The sequence below is a fragment of the uncultured Porphyromonas sp. genome (assembly GCF_938023125.1).
In the GTDB taxonomy this organism is placed as follows: domain Bacteria; phylum Bacteroidota; class Bacteroidia; order Bacteroidales; family Porphyromonadaceae; genus Porphyromonas.
Genome location: NZ_CALHDW010000018.1, coordinates 151588 through 172824, shown reverse-complemented (window position 1 = coordinate 172824; position 21237 = coordinate 151588). Strand labels below are relative to the sequence as shown.

Annotated in this window: 15 protein-coding genes; 11 read left to right on the top strand and 4 right to left on the bottom strand. The window is 50.0% G+C overall.

The features are described 5' to 3' along the window. Positions 1-46: 46 nt before the first annotated feature. The 7 genes from Q0090_RS06835 to Q0090_RS06805 all read left to right on the top strand — a co-directional run bounded on the left by Q0090_RS06835 (position 47) and on the right by Q0090_RS06805 (position 9247). Entirely contained in the window at positions 47-2704 is a 2658-nt protein-coding gene (locus Q0090_RS06835) for a C10 family peptidase (RefSeq protein ID WP_297949073.1), read from the top strand. A gap of 179 nt (positions 2705-2883) precedes the next feature. Then, complete coding sequence (locus tag Q0090_RS06830; protein WP_297949067.1) at positions 2884-3231, top strand: PEGA domain-containing protein; 348 nt, start codon at positions 2884-2886, stop codon at positions 3229-3231. Positions 3232-3521: 290 nt separating this feature from the next. Further along, complete coding sequence (locus Q0090_RS06825; RefSeq protein WP_297949062.1) at positions 3522-5246, top strand: glutamine--tRNA ligase/YqeY domain fusion protein; 1725 nt, start codon at positions 3522-3524, stop codon at positions 5244-5246. Positions 5247-5258: 12 nt separating this feature from the next. Then, positions 5259-5915, top strand: a complete 657-nt coding sequence (locus tag Q0090_RS06820) for a DedA family protein (RefSeq protein WP_297949060.1) — start codon at positions 5259-5261, stop codon at positions 5913-5915. Between the two features lie 13 nt (positions 5916-5928). Further along, positions 5929-6858 (top strand): hydrogen peroxide-inducible genes activator, encoded by a 930-nt coding sequence (locus Q0090_RS06815; protein ID WP_297949058.1) that lies wholly within the window; start codon positions 5929-5931, stop codon positions 6856-6858. A gap of 32 nt (positions 6859-6890) precedes the next feature. After that, positions 6891-8615 (top strand): phosphoethanolamine transferase, encoded by a 1725-nt coding sequence (locus tag Q0090_RS06810; RefSeq protein ID WP_297949055.1) that lies wholly within the window; start codon positions 6891-6893, stop codon positions 8613-8615. A 377-nt stretch (positions 8616-8992) separates the two neighbouring features. Beyond that, entirely contained in the window at positions 8993-9247 is a 255-nt protein-coding gene (locus tag Q0090_RS06805) for a GlsB/YeaQ/YmgE family stress response membrane protein (protein ID WP_040580449.1), read from the top strand. Between the two features lie 263 nt (positions 9248-9510). Here the strand turns inward: Q0090_RS06805 and Q0090_RS06800 are convergent, their stop codons facing one another. Then, positions 9511-10170 (bottom strand): methyltransferase domain-containing protein, encoded by a 660-nt coding sequence (locus Q0090_RS06800; protein ID WP_297949052.1) that lies wholly within the window; start codon positions 10168-10170, stop codon positions 9511-9513. A gap of 176 nt (positions 10171-10346) precedes the next feature. Between Q0090_RS06800 and Q0090_RS06795 the strand changes: the two genes are divergently transcribed. Further along, a complete protein-coding gene (locus tag Q0090_RS06795; RefSeq protein WP_297949049.1) occupies positions 10347-12851 on the top strand; it encodes a ribonucleoside-diphosphate reductase subunit alpha in 2505 nt (834 codons plus the stop codon). Between the two features lie 36 nt (positions 12852-12887). After that, positions 12888-13928 (top strand): ribonucleotide-diphosphate reductase subunit beta, encoded by a 1041-nt coding sequence (locus Q0090_RS06790; protein WP_004333130.1) that lies wholly within the window; start codon positions 12888-12890, stop codon positions 13926-13928. A gap of 211 nt (positions 13929-14139) precedes the next feature. On the opposite strand, the gene gcvP is transcribed toward Q0090_RS06790, so the two are convergent. The 3 genes from gcvP to rsmG all read right to left on the bottom strand — a co-directional run bounded on the left by gcvP (position 14140) and on the right by rsmG (position 18455). Further along, positions 14140-17031: an aminomethyl-transferring glycine dehydrogenase gene (gene gcvP / locus Q0090_RS06785; RefSeq protein WP_297949045.1), complete on the bottom strand. Its 2892-nt coding sequence runs from the start codon at positions 17029-17031 to the stop codon at positions 14140-14142. 112 nt (positions 17032-17143) lie between these two features. After that, positions 17144-17797 (bottom strand): MBL fold metallo-hydrolase, encoded by a 654-nt coding sequence (locus Q0090_RS06780; RefSeq protein ID WP_297949043.1) that lies wholly within the window; start codon positions 17795-17797, stop codon positions 17144-17146. Between the two features lie 16 nt (positions 17798-17813). After that, the gene (gene rsmG / locus Q0090_RS06775; protein WP_297949041.1) at positions 17814-18455 is read right to left on the bottom strand and encodes a 16S rRNA (guanine(527)-N(7))-methyltransferase RsmG; all 642 of its coding nucleotides are present in this window, start codon (positions 18453-18455) and stop codon (positions 17814-17816) included. Positions 18456-18839: 384 nt separating this feature from the next. Here rsmG and gap point away from each other — a divergent pair, with 384 nt between their 5' ends. Both gap and pheS read left to right on the top strand, forming a co-directional pair. Next, the gene (gene gap / locus Q0090_RS06770) at positions 18840-19844 is read left to right on the top strand and encodes a type I glyceraldehyde-3-phosphate dehydrogenase (RefSeq protein ID WP_297949039.1); all 1005 of its coding nucleotides are present in this window, start codon (positions 18840-18842) and stop codon (positions 19842-19844) included. A gap of 317 nt (positions 19845-20161) precedes the next feature. Beyond that, positions 20162-21184, top strand: a complete 1023-nt coding sequence (pheS, locus tag Q0090_RS06765) for a phenylalanine--tRNA ligase subunit alpha (RefSeq protein WP_297949037.1) — start codon at positions 20162-20164, stop codon at positions 21182-21184. Positions 21185-21237: the final 53 nt, after the last annotated feature.

Sequence of the window (21237 nt, the reverse complement as noted above, 5' to 3'; positions counted from 1 at the left end):
GGCAATAATAACGAAATCAATTAACTAAAGTATAAATATAGAACCTATGAGAAAAATTTTCCTCTCTACACTGGCGGCAGTGATCTCTCAGTTGGTGCTTCTGGCGGGGCCGGTTACTCCCGAGCAAGCACAGAAGATAGCAGAGAGCTATCTTAATGGGTCAGATCTCCGCAGTTCAACCCCTGTGGCATTGACTTATACGCACCGGGGTAGTAACGAGTTGCGCTCTGGCAATTCATCTCAACTACTCTCTTCACCGGCCTATTACTATGTATTCAATCGAGGTACCGATGAGGGTTTTGTAATTGTTTCGGCAGACGATCGTACCGCAGCCGTGCTAGGGTACTCAGAGACGGGTCACTTCGATTTGGCACAAGCTCCGGCACAAGTTCGTTACTGGATGTCTCAGTACGATGCTGAGTATCAGTATCTCTATACCCATCCCGAGGCTAATTACATTCAGCCTCGCCAGTCTCGTCTGGCATCGGTTCTGCGCCAAGAGAGTGATATTGCTCCCCTTCTCAAGGGTATTCGTTGGGATCAAGGCCATCCCTATAATAGTATGTGCCCCTCAGATATGGGAGGGCGTGCAGTAACCGGATGTGTGGCTACGGCTATGGCACAGATACTCCGCTGCTATCAATGGCCTGCCCGCTCAGTACCCGGAGACTATAGCTATAAAGATAGAGGTGTAACTCGCTCTATTACCTTTGGTCAGAAGGATTATGACTGGAGTCATATGCCGGAAAACTTCGGCAATGGCCGCAAGCCGACCAAAGAGGAGGCTGATGCGATTGGACTTCTGCTCAAAGAAGTTGGCTACGCTGTAGATATGAATTACTCTTCGTCGGCCAGTGGTGCTTTGGAGTCTGACGCTTTGGAAGCTTTTAAGACGCGTTTCCATTTTAAGAAACAGGCTCGTCTTCACTTTCGCTCTGCACACACGGTAGAGTCTTGGACTAAGATTATTCTCGAAGAACTTAAGGCTCAGCGTCCTGTCTTCTACTGCGGTGCAGGAGAAGGGGGTGGCCACGCTTATGTGTGCGATGGCTACAAAGCAAGCGACAATACCTTCCATTTCAATTGGGGTTGGAGCGGTATGGCAAATGGTTACTATCGCCTAAATGCCCTCGAGCCTGCTGAGCTAGGTACCGGTGCCGGTATGGGTGCTTACAACATGGGACAAAGCGTTATTGTAGACCTTATCCCCGACCGCGACAATAACCCCGGTGAGGAGCCTCGCCCCTCTGCTCCCAATCTCTATACACGTGCCTATGTATATAGCACCGGAGAAACCATTAGTGCCGATGTTCTAATATCTCAGGCTTCGTACAAACAATTGGAGATCAAAGCGGTAGCAACGATCTGCACTAAGGGTACTACAAATGTGGTCGATAGCAAAGAAAAGTCTTTTACGCTTAAGATGCAAGAAACCAAAAAGGCTGATTTCCTCTTTGGTGTGACCAAAGAAAAGTATCCTGATGGAGAGTATGAGATTAACTATACTTGGTACAACCAAGCCTTCCCCACACCGGAGCCTTTTATTGCTACCAACGATGAGCCCCAGGTGATCTACTTCTCGGTAAAAGATGGTAAGATTGTAGAGAACTCGGTTGCCTACGATAATACGTTGCTACCGATGGAAGCTAAGCTTGTTGCCGATCAAAAGTTCTATTCTTTTGCTCCCTCTAAGATTAAGATACAGGTTACCAACCCCAATAAGAAGGAGTATTATGGCCCCGTAGAGTTGTATCTCGTTGCCAAAGACAAGGGTGAACAATGGTATCCTAGAGAGGAAAAGATTCGCACCAACTTCATCTCCGTACCTGCCGGTGAGACCGTAGAAGTAGAGCTTGATCCTACGATCGACCTCTACGAAAACACTCAGATTTTCCCCTATGTTCGCTTTGCTAATCTTAGAGAAACCCTTGATCCGGAGTTGGTAGGTTACTTTACAGCTCGCCTTTCGGGCAGCAACGCCTTCCGTCTCTCAGATACTCCTGTAACGATTGTACGCCCTGACACCTATAAGGATGTTACTCTTGTGGTAACGAGTACTCAAGCTCCTGCGTTCTTGTACGACATTGATCCCGATGAACAGACTACACAGGCATTTGAGATCGAAAACCGTGGAGAAAAAGCCCTCCCCGACTCTTCGAAAGATGGTATTGTAGTAGGTTCTTTGCTAGCAGCAATAGCTGGCGGAAGAACACAACTCGTTGGCATTTCTTCGAACTTCCTCGAGACCGGTATCGGTGCTAAGGCTCATGCTACTTATACTCCGAAGTTCGAAAACTCGCGTTATGTGAAGAGTGCTTCGGGCCGTAAGGGTACTGTTGTTCTAGGAGTTTTCCGAAAAAATGAACAGGGTCAGATCTCTCGCTCTTTTTATAAAGTGTACCACCAATTCTCTTACGGGGTATCTTTCTACAGCAAGAGATCTAACGAGGAGATAGAAGTGACCATGGATGATACTATGATCGCCCCCAATCCGGCAGATGCTTCTACCACGATTCGTTGTGAAAAGGGCATCCAATACATTGCCGTATTTAGCACGGATGGTACCCAAGTAGCTGCTCTTGAGCTCAATGGCGAAACAAGCTATACGCTCGATACTTCTGCGCTAGCTTCGGGTAGCTACATCATTGGGGTTACCAAGGCTGATAATGCTCTTGCTACCTCTGTACTGATGGTTCGCCACTAATTCATAGGGCAAAAGAAAAACTTTTTTAGCTCACTACTTTTTCGCTAGGCACCCTCTTTTTTGCGAGATGGTGCCTAGTTTTCTTTTTGCTTTAGGGGGAGAGTGTGCGAGAATAGTGTGCTAAAACGATTTTTTTTACCTTTGCCTCATAGATTTTAGAATGAGTAATAGAAACAGAAATGAAAACATTCTTTAGGAACTTTGCCCTCCTCGTTGTAGGGCTTATCACCTTGGCAAGTTGTACAAGCACCACCATTATCAATAGTGTTCCACAGGGGGCGGCTGTCTATATCGGTCAGGAGCGAGTAGGTACTACGCCATTTACCTACAGCGACACAAAGATTGTGTCAAGCAAAACACCTATGGTTCTTAAGCTTAATGGTTACGAAGATTGCCATATACTACTCGTTCGTAACGAAAGAGCTGACGTGGGAGCCATTGTTGGGGGCTGCTTCTTCTGGGTACCCTTCCTCTGGACTATGCAGTACAACCCCTCGCATACGTACGAATTGGTGCCCGTCAAATAGTGTAAAGGTCGGTCTACTTTGTTAAGAGCATCCTTGCTCTTTTCCCTACAAGGGTTGGTGAAGTCTCGAGGCTTTTCCAACCCTTTTTGTATCCAAAAGAGAGCTGCCTCGCTAAGGGTAGACCGACCTCTTCTCCTCTCCCTCGGGGCCCAGGATCCTTGGCGATGCCACTCCCTTATCCCCACCTCTTGCTCGAGAGAAGATGCGAGGGAAGGGTAGGAGAAGGTAGCCCCAAACGTTCTATTTACTATCTTTGTGGCATTATATCCTATCGTAGCCGGTATAGAAAGATGAACGAAAATGCCCCTGCTCTTCCTATTGAAGAGCCTAAAGAAGAAAAACGCTCCCTTAATTTTGTGGAGCAAATTGTGGAGCAAAACCTTGCCGAAGGGCTTAATGAGGGTCGCGTGCAGACGCGCTTCCCACCCGAACCCAACGGCTATCTGCACATTGGGCATGCAAAAGCTATTTGCATAGACTTTGGTATTGCTCAGCGGTACGGAGGGGTATGCAATCTGCGCTTCGATGATACAAATCCCATTAAGGAGGACGTGGAGTATGTAGACTCCATCAAAGAGGATATCCATTGGCTCGGCTTTGAGTATGGCAATATATACTATGCCTCCGATTATTTTGAGCAGCTCTACGCTTTTGCCGAGCGGCTGATTATGGAAGGGCACGCCTATGTAGATGAGCAGAGTGCCGAGGATATTGCCAAACAAAAGGGGACGCCTACAGAGCCCGGGGTGGCAAGTCCCTATCGGGATCGCCCCAGAGAGGAGAGTCTCGACCTCTTCCATCGCATGAATGCCGGTGAGTTCCCCGAGGGCGCAATGACCCTTCGTGCCAAGATCGATATGGCATCGAGCAACATGCACTTCCGCGATCCAATTATCTATCGTATCATCAAACATCCGCACCATCGCACGGGGAATACATGGAACGTCTACCCCATGTACGACTTTGCCCATGGGCAGAGCGACTACTTCGAGGGGGTAACGCACTCTATCTGTACACTCGAGTTTGTACCCCACCGTCCCCTATACGATTATTTTATAGACCTATTAAAGCCTCAGGATAGCGACTATCGTCCGCGTCAGTATGAGTTCAATCGACTCAATCTAACCCACACGATGATGAGTAAGCGTAAGCTACTTGCTCTCGTAAAAGAGGGGCTCGTTGCAGGTTGGGACGACCCCCGTATGCCTACAATCTGTGGCTATCGTCGCCGTGGTTATACCCCTCAGGCGATCCGCAATTTTATTGATAGCATCGGCTATACCAAGTACGATGGTATGATCGATGTAGCCCTCCTAGAGCACGCTGTACGCGAAGATCTTAACCGCATTTCTACGCGTGTATCGGGGGTACTCGACCCTATCAAACTTGTCATTACCAACTATCCCGAGGGGCAAACAGAGGACTTTGAGGCCATCAATAACCCCGAAGATCCTGCATCGGGTAGCCACGTTATCACCTTCTCTCGTGAGCTCTGGATCGAGCGAGACGACTTTATGGAGGATGCTCCTAAGAAGTATTTCCGCCTCACCCCCGGGGGAGAAGTGCGTTTGAAGAATGCCTATATCGTACGCTGCACCGGCTGCAAAAAAGATGCTGATGGCAACATTCTCGAGGTATATGCCGAGTATGATCCTGAGACGCGTAGCGGTCTCCCCGGTAGCAATCGCAAGGTAAAGGGTACCATCCACTGGCTCTCTATTGCGCATTCTATGGATGCTGAGGTGCGTCTTTACGACCATCTGTTCTTAGACGAAGATCCCTCAAGTGTGGAGGGGAAAGAGCTGGCAGAGCTACTCAACCCCGAGAGTTTGAAGGTATTGCCTCATGCCAAAGTGGAGACCTTCTTGCACGATGCCGCTGTAGGCGCTCACTACCAATTCCAACGCATTGGCTACTTCGTAGTCGATAAGGATACGGCAAAAGAGGGGCGTCTTATCCTCAATCGTACAACCTCCCTCAAGGATACTTGGGGTAAGATTGCTACTAAAAAATAGTACCTCCTAGGGATGCAAGACCTTTCTTTTATCGCTTGGTGCCTAGAGCATCTCAACTATGGAACGATCTTCCTCTTGATGACCATCGAGAGCAGTTTCATCCCGTTCCCTAGTGAGGTGGTGGTGCCTCCGGCTGGGTATCTGGCCCGAGCCGGCGAGCTCTCTTCGTGGGGCGTTGTGCTGGCCTCTTCCTTGGGAGCTGTAGCCGGTGCCCTCATCAATTATTACTTAGCCCTCTGGTTGGGGCGCCCCCTTGTCTATCGCTTTGTGAATAGTCGCTTGGGGCATGCTCTTTTGCTGAGTGAAGCTAAGCTGATCAAAGCCGAGCAGTATTTCGATAAAAAGGGAGCTGTCTCTACGTTTATAGGGCGTCTCTTGCCGGGGATTCGCCAGCTTATCTCCATCCCGGCAGGGGTGGCAAAAATGCCTCTTCCCGCATTCCTTTTTTATACGTTGCTTGGTGCCGGCATCTGGAATACCATCCTTTTCCTTATGGGATACTTCCTTCCCTCCATGGTGCCGGGCATAGATACCAAGGAACAGCTCGTGGAGCAGGTTACCAAGTACAGCCATGAGATAGGCTTTACCCTGCTCTCACTCGTCGCTTTAGTACTAGCGATTTTAATTGTAAAACACTATCTAAAGCGCAGAAAAGTCCCCAACAACTAAATCTTTCTTTGCTATGACCCTCCAACAGCTAGAGTATTTGGTTGCCCTCGACAAGCATCGTCAGTTTGCCAAAGCCGCGGCTGCTTGTAACGTAACGCAACCTACGTTGAGTACCATGATACAACGCCTCGAAGAGGAGTTGGGGGTACAACTTTTTGATCGCCAGAGACAACCCGTACAACCTACGGCTATTGGAGAAAAGGTGATAGAGCAAGCACGGCGGACGTTGGGCGCATCGGCCCTCATTGAGGAGCTCATTGCCGAGAGCCGAGATACCCTATCGGGCAGCTTTACCCTGGCGGTCTTGCCCACAATTGCTCCCTATCTTATTCCCTTGGTGTTGCCCAAATGGAAAGCCCGCTTCAAGAATCTCAAACTCGAAATTGTGGAGCTTAAGACGAGTCAATGCCTTGCGGCCTTGCAAGAGCGCAGTATAGATATGGCCATCATAGCAAGTGCGCCCGAGGTAGAAGGGATGCAATACCGCCTCTTGTTTTACGAAGAGTTTTTGGGCTATGTCTCCCGCAACGAAAAGATTTATTGCTCGTCGGTAGTGCGTAGTAGTGAGGTGGATGCTTCTCGTCTCTGGCTACTTGATGAAGGGCATTGCTTCCGCGATCAGTTGGTGCGTTACTGCCAACTATCGGCCAGTGCCAAGCGCGCTATTCGCTATTCGGAGGGCAATCTCCTCTCCTTTATGCACCTTGTAGAGGGGGGGCAGGGGATGACTTTTATTCCCAAGTTGGCAGAGCGTTATTTGGGTACAGACCAACGCTCGCTGGTACGCCCCTTTGCGATCCCTCGCCCCGTGCGTGCCATTCATTTGGCCTTCAGAAGCGATTTTGTCCGCACCTCATTGCTGGATGCCTTCGCCAGTACTATATGTGCCTCTGTACCGCAGGATATGTTGCAGATGGCTCCCAACCAAGCGTTGGCGAAGTAGTACCCATCTACGTGTAGCATAAATACACACCCATGAAGTCTTTTTGTTGGCAGAAACTCTCTCGGCACATCCCTTATTTGCCCCCCTATGTAGCCCTCGGGGTGATGGGTTTTTTGTGTTTTGCTCCGATGATTGGGATCGTTTGGGCAGACGAAGAGGTGCGCTCTAGCGGGTATAGTCTGCTCGCTATCCTTGTGCTAGCTGCCCTATTGGTGGGGATGTTGGCCTCCATTGGCGGACGAAAATATGCCCCGTGGCTGGGGGCGGTATGCCAATTATTTTTCCCGGCGGAGCTGGCTTCTCTCATTCTTGCCGGCTCTCCCGTTTCGTTTGGTTTGATACAAGCCACTTTCCAGACCAACGCAGGAGAGGCGAGCGAATTGGGGGGGATGTATCTTTTGATAGGCGCTATTGTGCTGGTCGTTTGGGCTATTTACCTCTGGGCTTGGCTCTCCTGGCGTAGGGGGAATAAGCCTATCTCCAAATGGGTGCGAGGTAGCATTGCAGGCTCCTTTGTGCTCTATTCTGTGATTATTTTCGCCAAAGGATTTCCCGTTTCTGCTTCCGATGAACCGGCGTTGGAGCGAATCGACTCTGCCGCTTCTTCTACGTTTGCAAAGTACGTCAAGGTATTTCCCTACGATATATTCTACAGCACAGCTTCTTATTTACGGGTACGGAGGCGAGAGCTCTTCTACTCTTCCCGCATTGGGGAGGGCAACTTGGAGGTTACCACTACGCCTGCCTATGGCACGGATCGCCCTATTGTGATATTTGTAATAGGGGAGACCGGCAACGCCTCGCACTGGCAACTAATGGGCTACGAGCGAGAGACGAATCCTCTTCTCTCGAAGAGATCTCGGATTATTCTCTTCGAAGATGTGGCATCGGGAGCCGACCTCACCTCCCTCTCTATACCTATGCTGATTAGCCGCTCTAAACCGGAAGACTTTATGCGTTGGCAGCACGAGGGCTCTCTTATGCATCTATTTCGCAAGGCTGGTTTCTCCACCGCATGGATTGGGAATCAGGCTTCCGACTTCTCGGTGGTGCAGGCGGGGCTGGAGCAAACTGACTATCATTACTATTCGGGTAAGGAGGTTAATAGCCTCTCTTCGTACGATGAGATTTTGCTTCCACGCCTAGAGGGCTATCTGCGATCCGTTGTGCGGAGTAATAAAGCCGCCTTTGCCGTGGTGCATACCTTGGGCAGTCACTTCAGCTATGATGCACGTTGTCCGGAGAAGTTTGACGTCTTCCGGCCCACTACTCGTGGGTTACGTTCGATAGAGTCGCTCAACCGCATGCACCAAGAGGAACGGATCAATAGTTACGATAATACCATTCGTTATACCGACTATCTTTTGGATCAAATGATAGCCTCAATAGAGGCTCTGTCTCGTCCTGCCGTACTCGTGTACATCCCCGATCATGGCGAAGGGTTGGGAGAGATCAATCCACAGCACAAGTTACATGGTTCTGAGTTCCCATTAAAGGATGAGCTAGAAGTTCCGCTTTTCGTCTCCTATAATGAGGCTTACGCCAAGCGCAATGGTCCACTCCTTGCCACTCTCAGCAGGAATCGCCAAATGCCGATAAGTGCAACAGAAGTACCGGCCTTGCTGGTGCGTTTGTCGGGCGTGGTGTCGCCCCAATTCCCCATTTCGGTAGGCGATAGCACCTTCCGGCCTCAGCCTCGCTACTACCTAAGCCCTAGCTTGCAGGTGCGCTCGGCAGACGAAGTGCTTAGACGGTAAAAGAGAAAACCCCCGCATTTTTCTCCCCTTCTAGATATGATTGCGTTCCCTCTCTCCCTCGTGGATGAGGGCCTTGCCACGCATCCCAAATTATAACGAAAGCCCTCCTCCGATAGTTTCGGGGGGAGGGCTTTTTCGTTCGCTACCTGGTTTTGGATTTTTTCTTCCCTGATTTGTAAAACTTTTTCAGCTGGTTTAGGACTCCCTTTCCGGCTGATTTCTTTTTTTATTTCAGGCAAGCAGTTCCCGACTTTCTGGCGTGTTGTATTGCTCAACAAACTCATTTCTCTTGCCGTTGCGCCTGATTCTGGCCGTTGTACAATTTGTTTTGTGGATAATTGTTCTTACCTTTACTTCCCAAGTTAATGTTGAAGTTTATGGGTATTATTGCAACACTTATTATTGGAGCCATCGCGGGATGGTTAGGCGGAACTATCTACAAAGGCAGTGGATTAGGACTTATCGGGAATATCATTGTTGGTCTTCTCGGAAGTGGCGTGGGCTACTGGCTTTTAGGATCCGTATTTAATATCTCTCTTGGTGAAGGTTGGATTGCTTCCATCTTGACAGGGGCTATCGGGGCTATTGTGATCTTGTTCTTAATAAACTTGATAGTTAAGAAGAGGAAATAGGGAAAGGCCGTATTCGCTTCTGCTATATTTGTATCCTTAGAAGAGAAAGGCCTTGAAACACAGAATGTTTCTGGCCGCCATAGCTTACATATCCCGATTTTAGTATACTCATACGGAACAAGAGAGGGCTCTTGATAGATGCAGGAATCGGATTGTAGTTCCGATAGGTGGCATTTATCAGGGGCCTTTTTTCTTATTTCTTTTAGCCCTTTAATGTGTCCCTCCAGCGGCTAGAGAAGTTGGAGGTGCTGGGGTTGAGGGAGCTATCTCTTCGTGCAGCGGAAGGTGGCAACGGAGCAGGGTGCTTTGACCTCTACCTCGGATCCATAGAGTGCGGTGAGTCGCTCGTGAAACTCCGTAGGGGTGAAGTAGGGCGGCATAAAGAACCCCTTCTTCTCTAGTATGTTGCGTGCAAACCAATCTGCCACCGGGCGCATCCCTTTTACATATAGGCATCCAAAGAAAATCCCTCCGGGCTTTAGCACACGATACATTTCGCTAAGGGCACGCTCCTTATCGGGGAAGACATGGATCCCATTCATGGATAGTACGGCATCGAAGGAGGCATCCTCAAAGGGGAGGGCACCCACATCGCCTTGTACTAACTCTAGATTGTGGGGTATTTTTCCGTTGTAGCGAGCTCGGGTAATCTCCAGCATCTGGGGGGAGTAGTCAAGTCCAACGATATGGGCTTGCTTGAGCAAACTATATTTTTGATGGGTGAATACGGCAGTGCCTATGGGTACGTCAAGGAGTTTCCCCGAGAAGTCGTCGGGGAGTGTAGCGAGTACTTCGCGTGCTATTTGCTTGTCGTCTGTGTGCCAAATACCATGCATATAGAGCCACGACCACCAGCGTCGCCCCGTAAGGACATCGTCGTATCGATTCATCAGCTTGGCATAGGCGTTCTTTTGATTGCTCATACAAGTGCATCTCTATTTTAGGCTGCAATAGTACTTGATTTTCCACAATGCTGCAATACCCACATCGCGTTATGGGAGGCTGTTTTATATTCTTTCTTTTTATGTAGCGATAGATTTTGTCTATACGAGGAGGGGGGAGTTAGAAGTACCTTTGTTACAAATATAGGACCCATTCGATGAAGATAATTAAGCGAAATAAGCAAGTCGAATCTTTCTCTGTGGAGAAGATCAAAAACGCTCTGCGTAGAGCCTTCCGAGCAACCGAAACACGTGTTACCACGGCAGAGCTTAATGCTCTGTGCGAAAGCATCTTAGCGGAGCTTGGCTCCCCCGAAGCTGTGGAGGTGGAAATGGTGCAAGATATTGTAGAAACGCGCTTGATGGCTAGTGGCTACTATAAGGTGGCCAAGGCTTATATCCTCTATCGAACGAAGCACAGCGAAGCGCGTGAGGTGGTCAATCGCTTCCGCCAGTTTATTACCGATGAGGAGGTCATTTCCCTACTCAAAGAGCTGCAAGAGCAGTACACGGGTGCGGCTTATGCCCTAGATCTCCTCTATGCTAAGTTTTATGCCTTCTACAAAGAGGGGGCAGAGCCGTTGCAGATGCTCACCAAGGCTGCTGTGGAGTTGATTACCCCCGAGGCTCCCAAATGGGAGTTTATAGCGGCACGGTTCCTAGGGTTAGAGCTGCGTAAGGGCTTAGAAAAAGTGGAAGAGAAGTACCATCTATCGGGCTTTTATGCAAAGATCAAGTTCCTCACAGAAGAGGGGCTTTATGGCCGCTATATTCTAGAGCATTACACCAAAGAGGAGATTGACGAACTGGCCAAAGTAATAGACAACAGTCGTAGCAACCTCTTGACCTATAGCAGTTTACATCTTATTGCCAAGCGATACCTAATTCACTCTAGCGACCATATTATACTAGAGAGTCCCCAAGAGATGTTTATGGGTATTGCCATGCACCTAGCGATGCCCGAGCGGCATAGGGTGCAATGGGCGACGAAGATTTATGATATTCTCTCCCAACTGAAGGTGACTATGGCAACGCCCACAATGAGCAATGCTCGTAAGCCCCTCAGTCAGCTCTCGAGTTGTTTTATCGATGTGATGCCGGATAATCTTATCGGTATCTACCGCACGATAGACAACTTTGCCCAAGTCTCTAAGTACGGAGGTGGCATGGGTATTTACCTGGGTAAGGTGCGTGCCGTAGGGAGCGATATACGAGGCTTTAAGGGTGTGGCAGGCGGAGTGCTCAAGTGGGTGAAGCTCGCCAATGATACCGCCATTGCAGTGGATCAGTTGGGCGTGCGCCAAGGCTCTGTTGCCCTCTACCTTGATATATGGCATCGAGATATGCCGGAGTTCCTTCAGATTCGTACCAATAATGGGGATGACCGCATGAAGGCACACGACGTATTCCCCGGTGTTTGTATCCCGGATCTCTTCTGGCAACAGCTGGAAGAGGACCCCAACAGCACGTGGTATATGCTCTGCCCTCACGAGGTGCTTTCGGTTAAGGGGTATGCTCTCGAAGACTACTGGGGCGATGAGTGGACACGCCGCTACAAGGAGTGCTTGCAAGACAGCCGATTGGCCAAACGCCCCATTGCCATCAAAGATATGCTGCGCCTTATCATCAAGAGTGCAGTAGAGACCGGTACTCCTTTTATATTCAATAGGGATACAGTGAACCGCATGAATCCCAACGGCCATTGCGGTATCGTCTATTGCTCCAACCTCTGTAGCGAGATTGCTCAATCGCAGAGCGAGATCCGCCTCAAGCAGCAGACTGTAGTGCTGGAAGAGGGCGAAGAGGTGGTTATCGAGAAGACTATTGCCGGCGATTTCGTAGTTTGCAACTTGGCGTCTCTCGTATTGGGGAATATCGATACAGAGAGTGCAACCGAGTTGCGAGACACGGTGCATACCATCGTTCGAGCTCTTGACAACGTGATCGATCTCAACTTCTACCCTATCCCTTACGCCGAGATTACGAACCTAAAGATGCGCCCCATTGGGTTGGGTAGTAGCGGCTATCACCATCTACTTGCTAAGCGCGGTATTGCCTGGGAGAGCCAAGAGCACCTCAGCTTTATGGACAAGCTATACGAGCAAATCAACTACTATGCGATAGAGGCTTCATCTCTCCTCGCTGCCGAGAAGGGGCAATATGCTCGCTTTGAGGGGAGTGACTGGCAAACGGGGCAATACTTTGCAAAGCGCAACTACACGAGCGAACGATGGCAAAAACTTGCCGCACAGGTGGCAGAGTTGGGGATGCGCAACGCCTATCTCATGGCGATTGCTCCCACAAGTTCGACCTCTATCATTGCCGGTACAACGGCTGGTATCGACCCCATTATGAACCGATTCTTCCTCGAAGAAAAGAAGGGTTCGATTGTGCCACGTGTGGCTCCGGATCTCTCCGACGAGACCTTCTGGCTCTACAAAACAGCGCATCAGATCGATCAGAAATGGGTGGTGGATGCAGCCGGTATTCGTCAGCACCACCTCGATCAGTCCCAGAGCGTCAATCTCTATATAACCCAAGATATTACCTTTGGAGGCATCCGCGATCTCTACCTCCGTGCTTGGCACGAGGGGGTAAAGACCCTCTACTATATCCGTAGTCTCGCCCTAGAAGTGGAGACGTGCGAAACCTGTTCGGCTTAACAAATCCGTTCCCCTCACATAAATACATTCCCTCTTATGGATCTCAAAAAGAAGGCGCTCTTTAACGAGCATGGCGATATAGAGCTCTCGAAGCGTAGGCTCATCAATGGTAATACGACCAACCTAAACGACTTCAACAACATAAAGTATCCGTGGGTATCGAATTGGTACCGCACGGCGATGAATAACTTCTGGATCCCCGAGGAGATTAACCTCAGTCAGGATGTCAAAGACTACCGCATTTTGAGCAAAGCCGAGAAGACGGCCTACGACAAGATACTCTCGTTTCTGATTTTCCTTGATAGCATCCAGACGGCCAATCTGCCCAATGTAGGCGAATACATTACGGCCAATGAGGTAAACCTCTGCCTTACGATCCAAGCCTTCCAAGAGGCGGTTCACTCGCAGAGTTACAGCTATATGCTCGATACGATCTGTTCGCCCGAGGAGCGTACTTCTATCCTATACCAGTGGCGTGATGATGAGCATCTCTTGCGGAGAAATAAGTTCATTGGGGATATATACAACGACTTCCAGCTCCACAAAACCCCCGATCAACTGGCGCGTACAATGGTCGCAAACTATATCCTCGAAGGGGTCTATTTCTATTCGGGATTTATGTTCTTCTACAACCTCGGGCGCATGGGTAAGATGCCGGGTTCGGTGCAGGAGATTCGCTACATCAACCGCGATGAGAATACCCACCTGTGGCTCTTCCGCTCTATGATACTAGAGCTAAGGCGAGAGCAACCCGAGCTATTCACGCCCGAGCGTGAGGCGGAGTTCTTAGAGATGATTCGGGAGGGTGCTTTGCAAGAGATCGCTTGGGGTAAGTACGTAATTGGCGACGAGATAGAAGGCCTTACCTCGCAAATGGTGAGTGACTATATTATGTATCTAGCGAATTTGCGCAGTGCCAATTTGGGTCTTGGGGTGATATTCCCGGGGCACGAAGAGGAGCCTGCGAGCATGAGTTGGGTATCGCAGTACAGCAATTCGAACCTAATCAAGACCGACTTCTTCGAGGCAAAGCCGAGTGCTTATGCCAAGAGTGCTTCCATAGAAGACGACCTCTAATCTCAGCGGCTACCACCGGCGAGGCTTTACTTCCCCAGAAGAAGTGCCGCCCTCTTGCCGCCTTTGTAGCTCAGAGAGATCCTATATTTCGTTTTTCATAAGTGTGCCTTGGCGCACAAAAAGCCCACTAAAGGATTTCCTCTAGTGGGCTATGTTTTATAGATTCTCTCCCTACTTTATGTAGCAAAGTAGGGGAGAAAGTGGGAGAGAATTACTTGTCTTGCTCCTCTTTGAGCTTCGCAAAGAACTCATCGCAAGCGCACATCGTGGGCACGAGGTTACGGTCTCCGTAGCCGTTGTCTACCCGAGCTACATTGATCCAGAACTTATTATCCTGCAAGAAGGGGAGGGCAAAAGCGGCCTTCTGGCGCGAATAGCTGTGCTTCCACTCGTCAGCCACAATTTCGTATTGGGGGTGAGGTGCATTCTTGAGCACGTTGTCTTCTTTATCAGCCTTACCTTGGGCGATCTCTTGAGCCTCTTGGTAGATGCAATCCATTACCTCACAGAAGCGGTCGAGTTCGGCCTTGCTTTCGCTCTCGGTGGGTTCTATCATAAGCGTACCATGTACGGGGAAAGAGAGCGTAGGAGCGTGGTAGCCAAAGTCCATCAGACGCTTAGCGATATCGTTTTCGTCTACTCCGGTCTCTTCTTTTACCTTGCGGCACTCTAGGATGAGCTCATGCCCAACACGTCCCGTAGCACCGGTATAGACGATGCCGTAGGTGTCTTTGAAGCGTGATGCCATGTAGTTGGCATTGAGGATAGCGATAGCCGTAGCTTCACGAAGTCCCTCAATACCGAGGAGACGAATGTAGCTGTAGGTAATCACCTGTACCCCGGCTGAGCCGTAGGGTGCTGCGGATACTTGGTTGCTGCCATCGCCAAAGCGAACTACATGCTTGGGGAGATGCGGAGCGAGGTGGGCGCGTACGCAGATAGGACCTACACCGGGGCCACCACCACCGTGGGGGATAGCGAAGGTCTTATGTAGGTTGAGGTGGCATACGTCCGCCCCGATGAAGCCGGGGTTGGTATAGCCTACCTGGGCATTCATGTTGGCTCCGTCCATATAAACCTGCCCGCCACAGTCGTGGATACGTTGGCATAGGTCTATAATGTTGGTCTCGAAGATACCGTGTGTACTGGGGTAGGTAATCATCATGGCTGCGATCTGATCCTTGTGGGCTTCGGTCTGTGCCATAAAGTCTTCCCAGTCTACATTGCCTCGCTCGTCGGTCTTTACAATTACGGTCTTATAGCCACATTGTACGGCACTTGCAGGGTTTGTTCCGTGGGCAGATGCCGGTAAGATCACTACATCACGATGCCCCTGCCCGATGCTTTCGAGGTAAGTGCGGATGGTGCGTAGCCCCGTGTACTCGCCACTTGCACCCGAGTTGGGCTGGAGAGACGTAGCGTCGAAGCCCGTGATCTTCGCGAGGTACTCGGCAAGGTTGTCGAGCATTTCGGTATATCCCTCTACCTGATCTTCGGGAGCGTAGGGGTGGATATTGGCGAAGTAAGGGTTGCTGAGGGCAAAGAGTTCGCTTGCGGCATTGAGCTTCATGGTGCAAGAGCCGAGCGAAATCATAGAGTGTGCGAGCGAAATATCCTTGCGGTCGAGGCGTTTGATATAACGCATTAGCTCCGTTTCTGTGTGGTAGCTGTTGAATACCTCGTGCTGCAAGAAGTCGCTTGTGCGTTGCCACTTCTTATCCACATAGAGCGTATCTTGGGGTACATTGTCCACTTCGGGAGCCTCTTTGCCGGCAGCCTCTGCAAAAACATAACCGAGTACACCCAAATCGGAGGGTAGAGTGGTTTCGTCAATGCTGATACCTACACAGGTGCAGCAAGTGAAGTAGCGAAGGTTGATGCGGCAGTCGAGAGCAACCTCACGAAGGCGCTCCATGCTTACCCCCTCGGGTAGCCCAATGATAAGGGTATCGAAGTAGTCTTTGTTGTACTGCTTGTAGCCGAGCTTCTCGAGCATTGCAGCCAAATAGCCGGCATAGCTATGGATGCGGCGAGCAATGTTTCTGAGCCCTTCGGCACCATGATACACGGCATAGAATCCACTCATTGTGGCAAGAAGTGCTTGTGCTGTACAGATATTTGAGGTTGCCTTCTCGCGTTTGATGTGTTGCTCACGAGTCTGGAGTGCCAAGCGGTAAGCGGGGTGCCCGTAAGCATCCTTAGAGATACCAATGATACGTCCGGGTATCTCGCGCTTGTATTCCATACGGCAAGCCAAGTAACCGGCAGAGGGGCCGCCGAAGTACATGGGGATACCAAAACGTTGAGCCGAGCCGAAAACAATATCAGCGCCCCACTCTCCCGGAGGGGTGAGCATCACGAGGCTCATAAGGTCGGCAGCCACGGCAACCATAGAGCCATTAGCCTTGGCTTTGGCTACAAAATCTTCGTAGTTGTTGATGGCCCCTACCGAGTCGGGATATTGTATGATAACTCCAAAAATATCGGGGGTGAACTCGAGGGTTTGGTAGTCGCCCACTACGAGCTTCATCTCTTGGGGCTCTACACGTGTGCGGATTACGGCTTGGGTGGTCTCAAATACGCGCTTATCCACAAAGATGGTATTGGCTCCGGCTTTTACTTGCGCACGGCTTCGTTCGTTGAATAGTAGCATGGCAGCCTCAGCTCCGGCTGTTGCTTCGTCGAGGAGCGAGCAGTTGGTAAGCGGGAGGGATGTAAGTTCGCTGATCACCGTTTGGAAGTTGAAAAGCGCCTCAAGGCGACCCTGCGAAACTTCCGCCTGATAGGGTGTGTAGGAGGTGTACCAAACGGGGTTCTCGAGCACATTGCGCTGGATGGGAGCCGGAGTAACCGTGTCGTACCACCCCTGACCTATATAAGAAGTGAAGGGTTTGTTCTTAGAAGCAAGCTCTGCAAGATGCTCTGCAAGCTCTCGCTCCGTCATGGCTTCGGGGATGTCGATCTGCTCCTTGAGAAAAATATTCTCGGGGTAGACTTGGTGCATGAGTTCGTCTACAGACTTTACTCCAACGGCTGCAAGCATCTCGGGTAAATCCTTGTCTGAGATGCCCATGTGCCGCACAGAAAACTTATTTGTATCCATACTGACTATTATGATTTATAGTATTTCTTTTCTTGAGGATAGGTGCCGATATGCTCGGCATTGTGGGATAGATCTGATCTCATCTCCATAGATGCTCTCTACGAGGGTAGGGCTAGCGGATATAGCTATTCGCCTCCCGCTCAAAACCTATGGAGCTCTGGGGTCCATGCCCCGAGTAGACAATGGTATCGTCGGGGAGGGGCATTAACTGCGTTTTGATACTATTAATAAGAGTGGTGTAGCTCCCTCCCGGTAGGTCGGTACGCCCTATGTCGCCTCCGGCAAAGAGTACGTCGCCGGCGAATAGAAGGTGCTGCCGAGGCTCGTAAAAGGCAACATGCCCCGGGGTATGCCCCGGCACGAAGAGAACCTCCAGGAGAGTCTCGCCTAGCTTTAGCCTCTCGCCCGTCTCAAGGGGTTGGTAGGGGAGGTCGTGACGCTCGGGCGAGGGAGGCATCCCAAACATACGCATTTGTTCGTCGAAGGGAGGCATCAACTCGATCTCTACACGGTGAGCACGAGGGGTAAGTTCCCACTTCTGAGCCGCAAAGGGTACGCCCCACACGTGGTCGAAATGCAGGTGAGTTGCAATGAGTAGGGTGGGGGTAGCATTGAGCTCTTCTACCTTAGAAGAGAGTAGCTTTTCTTCGGCGGGAGACATGCACCCACAGTCTATAATAGCAGCTTCTCGTGTGGCTGTGTCCACCAATAGATAGGTGTTGACCTGCACGAAATTGAAGCTGAAGGAATGTACTTCTAAAGCCATAATTTTTTTGAGAATATCACTGCATGGGGAGGTAAAGCACTCGCTTCTCTTCGTAGTATTCATCCGAGAAGAAGGGATAGAGATCCTCTACGATCACTCTATTTTTATAGGCTGCACACTCGCCATCTAGGTTGCCGCCCTTGAGGGCAATGATGCCATTAGGGAGGGCATTGTGCCCTTCCGGAGAAAAAAGGTGGCGAGTAAGTTTGACGAGCTCTCCCAAAAGCATGGTGGCACGGGTCACTACAAAGTCGCACTTCTCCCGAAGTTCCTCTATACGGATATGATGTGTTGTGACATTTTGTAAGCCTAGAGAGTCGGCAACTGATTGGGCAACACGTACTTTTTTGCCAATGCTATCCACGAGGGTAAACTGCACCTCGGGGAAAAGTATTGCCAGCGGGATGCCCGGGAATCCGCCCCCGGTACCTACATCGATCACATGGCTCCCTGCCGTAAAGTGTAGCATGGTTGTAATCCCAAGAGAGTGTAGCACATGGTGCATATAGAGGTTGTCTATATCTTTGCGCGAGATCACATTGATCTTGCTATTCCAGTCTGTGTAGAGATCCCAGAGGGCGGCAAACTGCTCACGCTGTTGCTCATTTACCTCCGGAAACTTTTGGTAGAGTAATGCTAATTGCTCCTCGGGTGTCATTTTGTTGAATCTTGAAAGATTACTCGGATATCTACCGCAAATATACGCTATCTCCCGCAATTGAGAGGAGTTGTACAGGGCAAAGGATTGTATATTTTCTCCCCATCGTGCTGCCTTGCAAAAACTCACCTCTCCTCTCTTTTGGGAGAAAGTCTTTTTAGCCCTTGTGCTAAGGGAGTTTATTTTTTCCTTATCCGAGGCTTGGGGGTGGCTTGGTCACTAAAGATTTAGTACCTTTGTGGGGAGAGCAATAGGTACTTGTGTCGCAGTTCGTATGGCGGCTGTGGCAGATCGTTGCGATGGTGTGGATTGGAGAATCCGAATGCCATCCTTCTCGCCTAGGCTCTGTGGAAAAGATATTTCATACACTAAATAGAAAGCATTATGATTAAAGTAGGTATTAACGGTTTTGGTCGAATCGGTCGTCTTGTATTCAGAGCATCTCTTCTCAGAGACGACATCGAAGTTGTAGCTATTAACGACCTCATCGAGGTAGATTACATGGCGTACATGCTCAAGTACGACTCAGTGCACGGGAAGTTTGAAGGCACTGTAAGTGCAGAAGATGGTATGCTTGTGGTGAATGGTCGCAAGATCCGTGTTACCGCCGAAAAAGAGCCCGCCCTCATCAATTGGGGTGCTGTAGGTGCTGACTATGTGGTTGAGTCTACAGGACGTTTCTTGACCAAAGAGTTGAGCGAAGGGCACATCAAGGCTGGTGCTAAGTACGTGGTAATGTCTGCTCCTTCTAAGGATGATACCCCTATGTTTGTAACGGGTGTAAACCTCGATACTTACAAGAAGGGTACTCAGTTTGTATCTAATGCTTCTTGTACAACAAACTGTCTTGCTCCTCTTGCAAAGGTGCTTAACGATAACTTTGGCATCGAAATGGGGCTTATGACTACGGTACACGCTGCTACTTCTACACAGAAAACAGTAGACGGCCCCAGCAATAAGGACTGGCGCGGTGGTCGCTCTGCATTGGGCAACATCATCCCCTCTTCTACGGGTGCTGCTAAGGCTGTGGGAAAGGTTATCCCCGAGCTTAATGGCAAACTTACGGGTATGTCGTTCCGTGTTCCCACAATGGACGTATCTGTAGTAGACCTCACGGTAAGCCTCAAGAAGGGTGCTACTTATGACGAAATTTGCGCTGCCGTTAAGAAGGCTTCGGAAGGCGAACTCAAGGGTATCCTCGGTTATACCGACGAAATGGTGGTATCTACCGACTTTACCACAGACCCCCACACTTCTATCTTCGACGCTAAGGCCGGTATCGCCCTTACCGATAAGTTTGTAAAGGTTGTATCTTGGTACGACAACGAATGGGGCTACTCTAATAAGATACTCTGCCTCATCGCTCACATGGCTAAGGTAAACGCCTAAGCGAGACAATAGGGTGTAGATATGGCTTCGAGGCCGTGATAGCCACGAGGCCATAGCACCAAATTCTCAAAAAAAAACTCGGAGGGATCGTCTGTGGATAGTGCAGCTGTGCTCTACAGATGCCCGGAGAGATGGAGAGGATCCCTCCGAGTCTTTGATTTATATCGTCTCTAAGGGGGGAGAGGCGATGCCCATAAAAGAAGAGAGGAACAGCCGTTTGTCTCACCCTCTTCGCCCCGGGCGTATCGCACTCTTTTGCCCGCCCCACATGGTATAATAGAAGGATTTCAAACTCTCTCATAATAGAAGCAAAGCACGTGTCTTTAGCAGAAAAAATCAAAGCCCTCCAAGAGGAGGTGCGCTCACAGCAGGCCAAGAGCCACGAAGAAGTGGAGGCGCTACGCATTAAGTATCTCAGCAAGAAAGGGATTATCCCTTCTCTCTTTGAGGAATTTAAGAGCGTGCCCAACGAAGAAAAACGCACCTTGGGAGCACTTATCAATGAGGTGAAGACGCTGGCCACAGAGCACATCAATGCTTTGCGTGATGCCCTACAAACGGAGGAGGCGACTGAGCATCTCGATCTTTCGCGTTCGGCCTATCCCGCCGGTATCGGAGGGCGTCATCCTTTGACCCTAGTGCGTGAGGAGATTATACAGATTTTCGCAAAACTAGGATTTAGTATCGCCTTGGGGCCGGAGGTCGAAGACGACTATCATGTTTTCTCCGCCCTCAATTTTGCTCCGGATCACCCTGCCCGCGATATGCAGGATACCTTCTTTGTGGAGCGTAATCCGGATGTTTTATTGCGTACGCACACCTCTTCGGTGCAGGTGCGTGTGATGCAAAACTCTAAGCCTCCTATACGTGTTATTTGTCCGGGGCGTGTGTATCGCAACGAAGCGATTTCGGCTCGTGCGCACTGCTTCTTCCATCAGATTGAGGGGCTTTATATCGATAAGAATGTTTCGTTTGCCGACCTTCGCGAAGTGCTTTTCTACTTTGCTCGTGAGCTATTCGGCCCCGATACGCAAATCCGTTTGCGCCCGAGTTACTTCCCCTTTACGGAGCCAAGTGCCGAGATGGATATAAGCTGTAATATCTGTGGAGGAGAGGGCTGTGCCTTCTGTAAGCACACCGGTTGGGTAGAGATCTTGGGCTGCGGTATGGTCGATCCGAATGTGCTTCGTGAGAGCGAAATAGACCCCGAGGAGTACAGCGGCTACGCCTTTGGCTTGGGGGTAGAGCGTATCACCAACCTCAAGTATCGAGCAAAAGACCTCCGTCTCTTCTCCGAAAACGACAAGCGTTTCCTCACACAATTCCAAGGCGTCCACTAAGGAGAGAGGGGTGTGGTGGATTAACTATTTGTCACTACTTCTGCAGCAGAAAA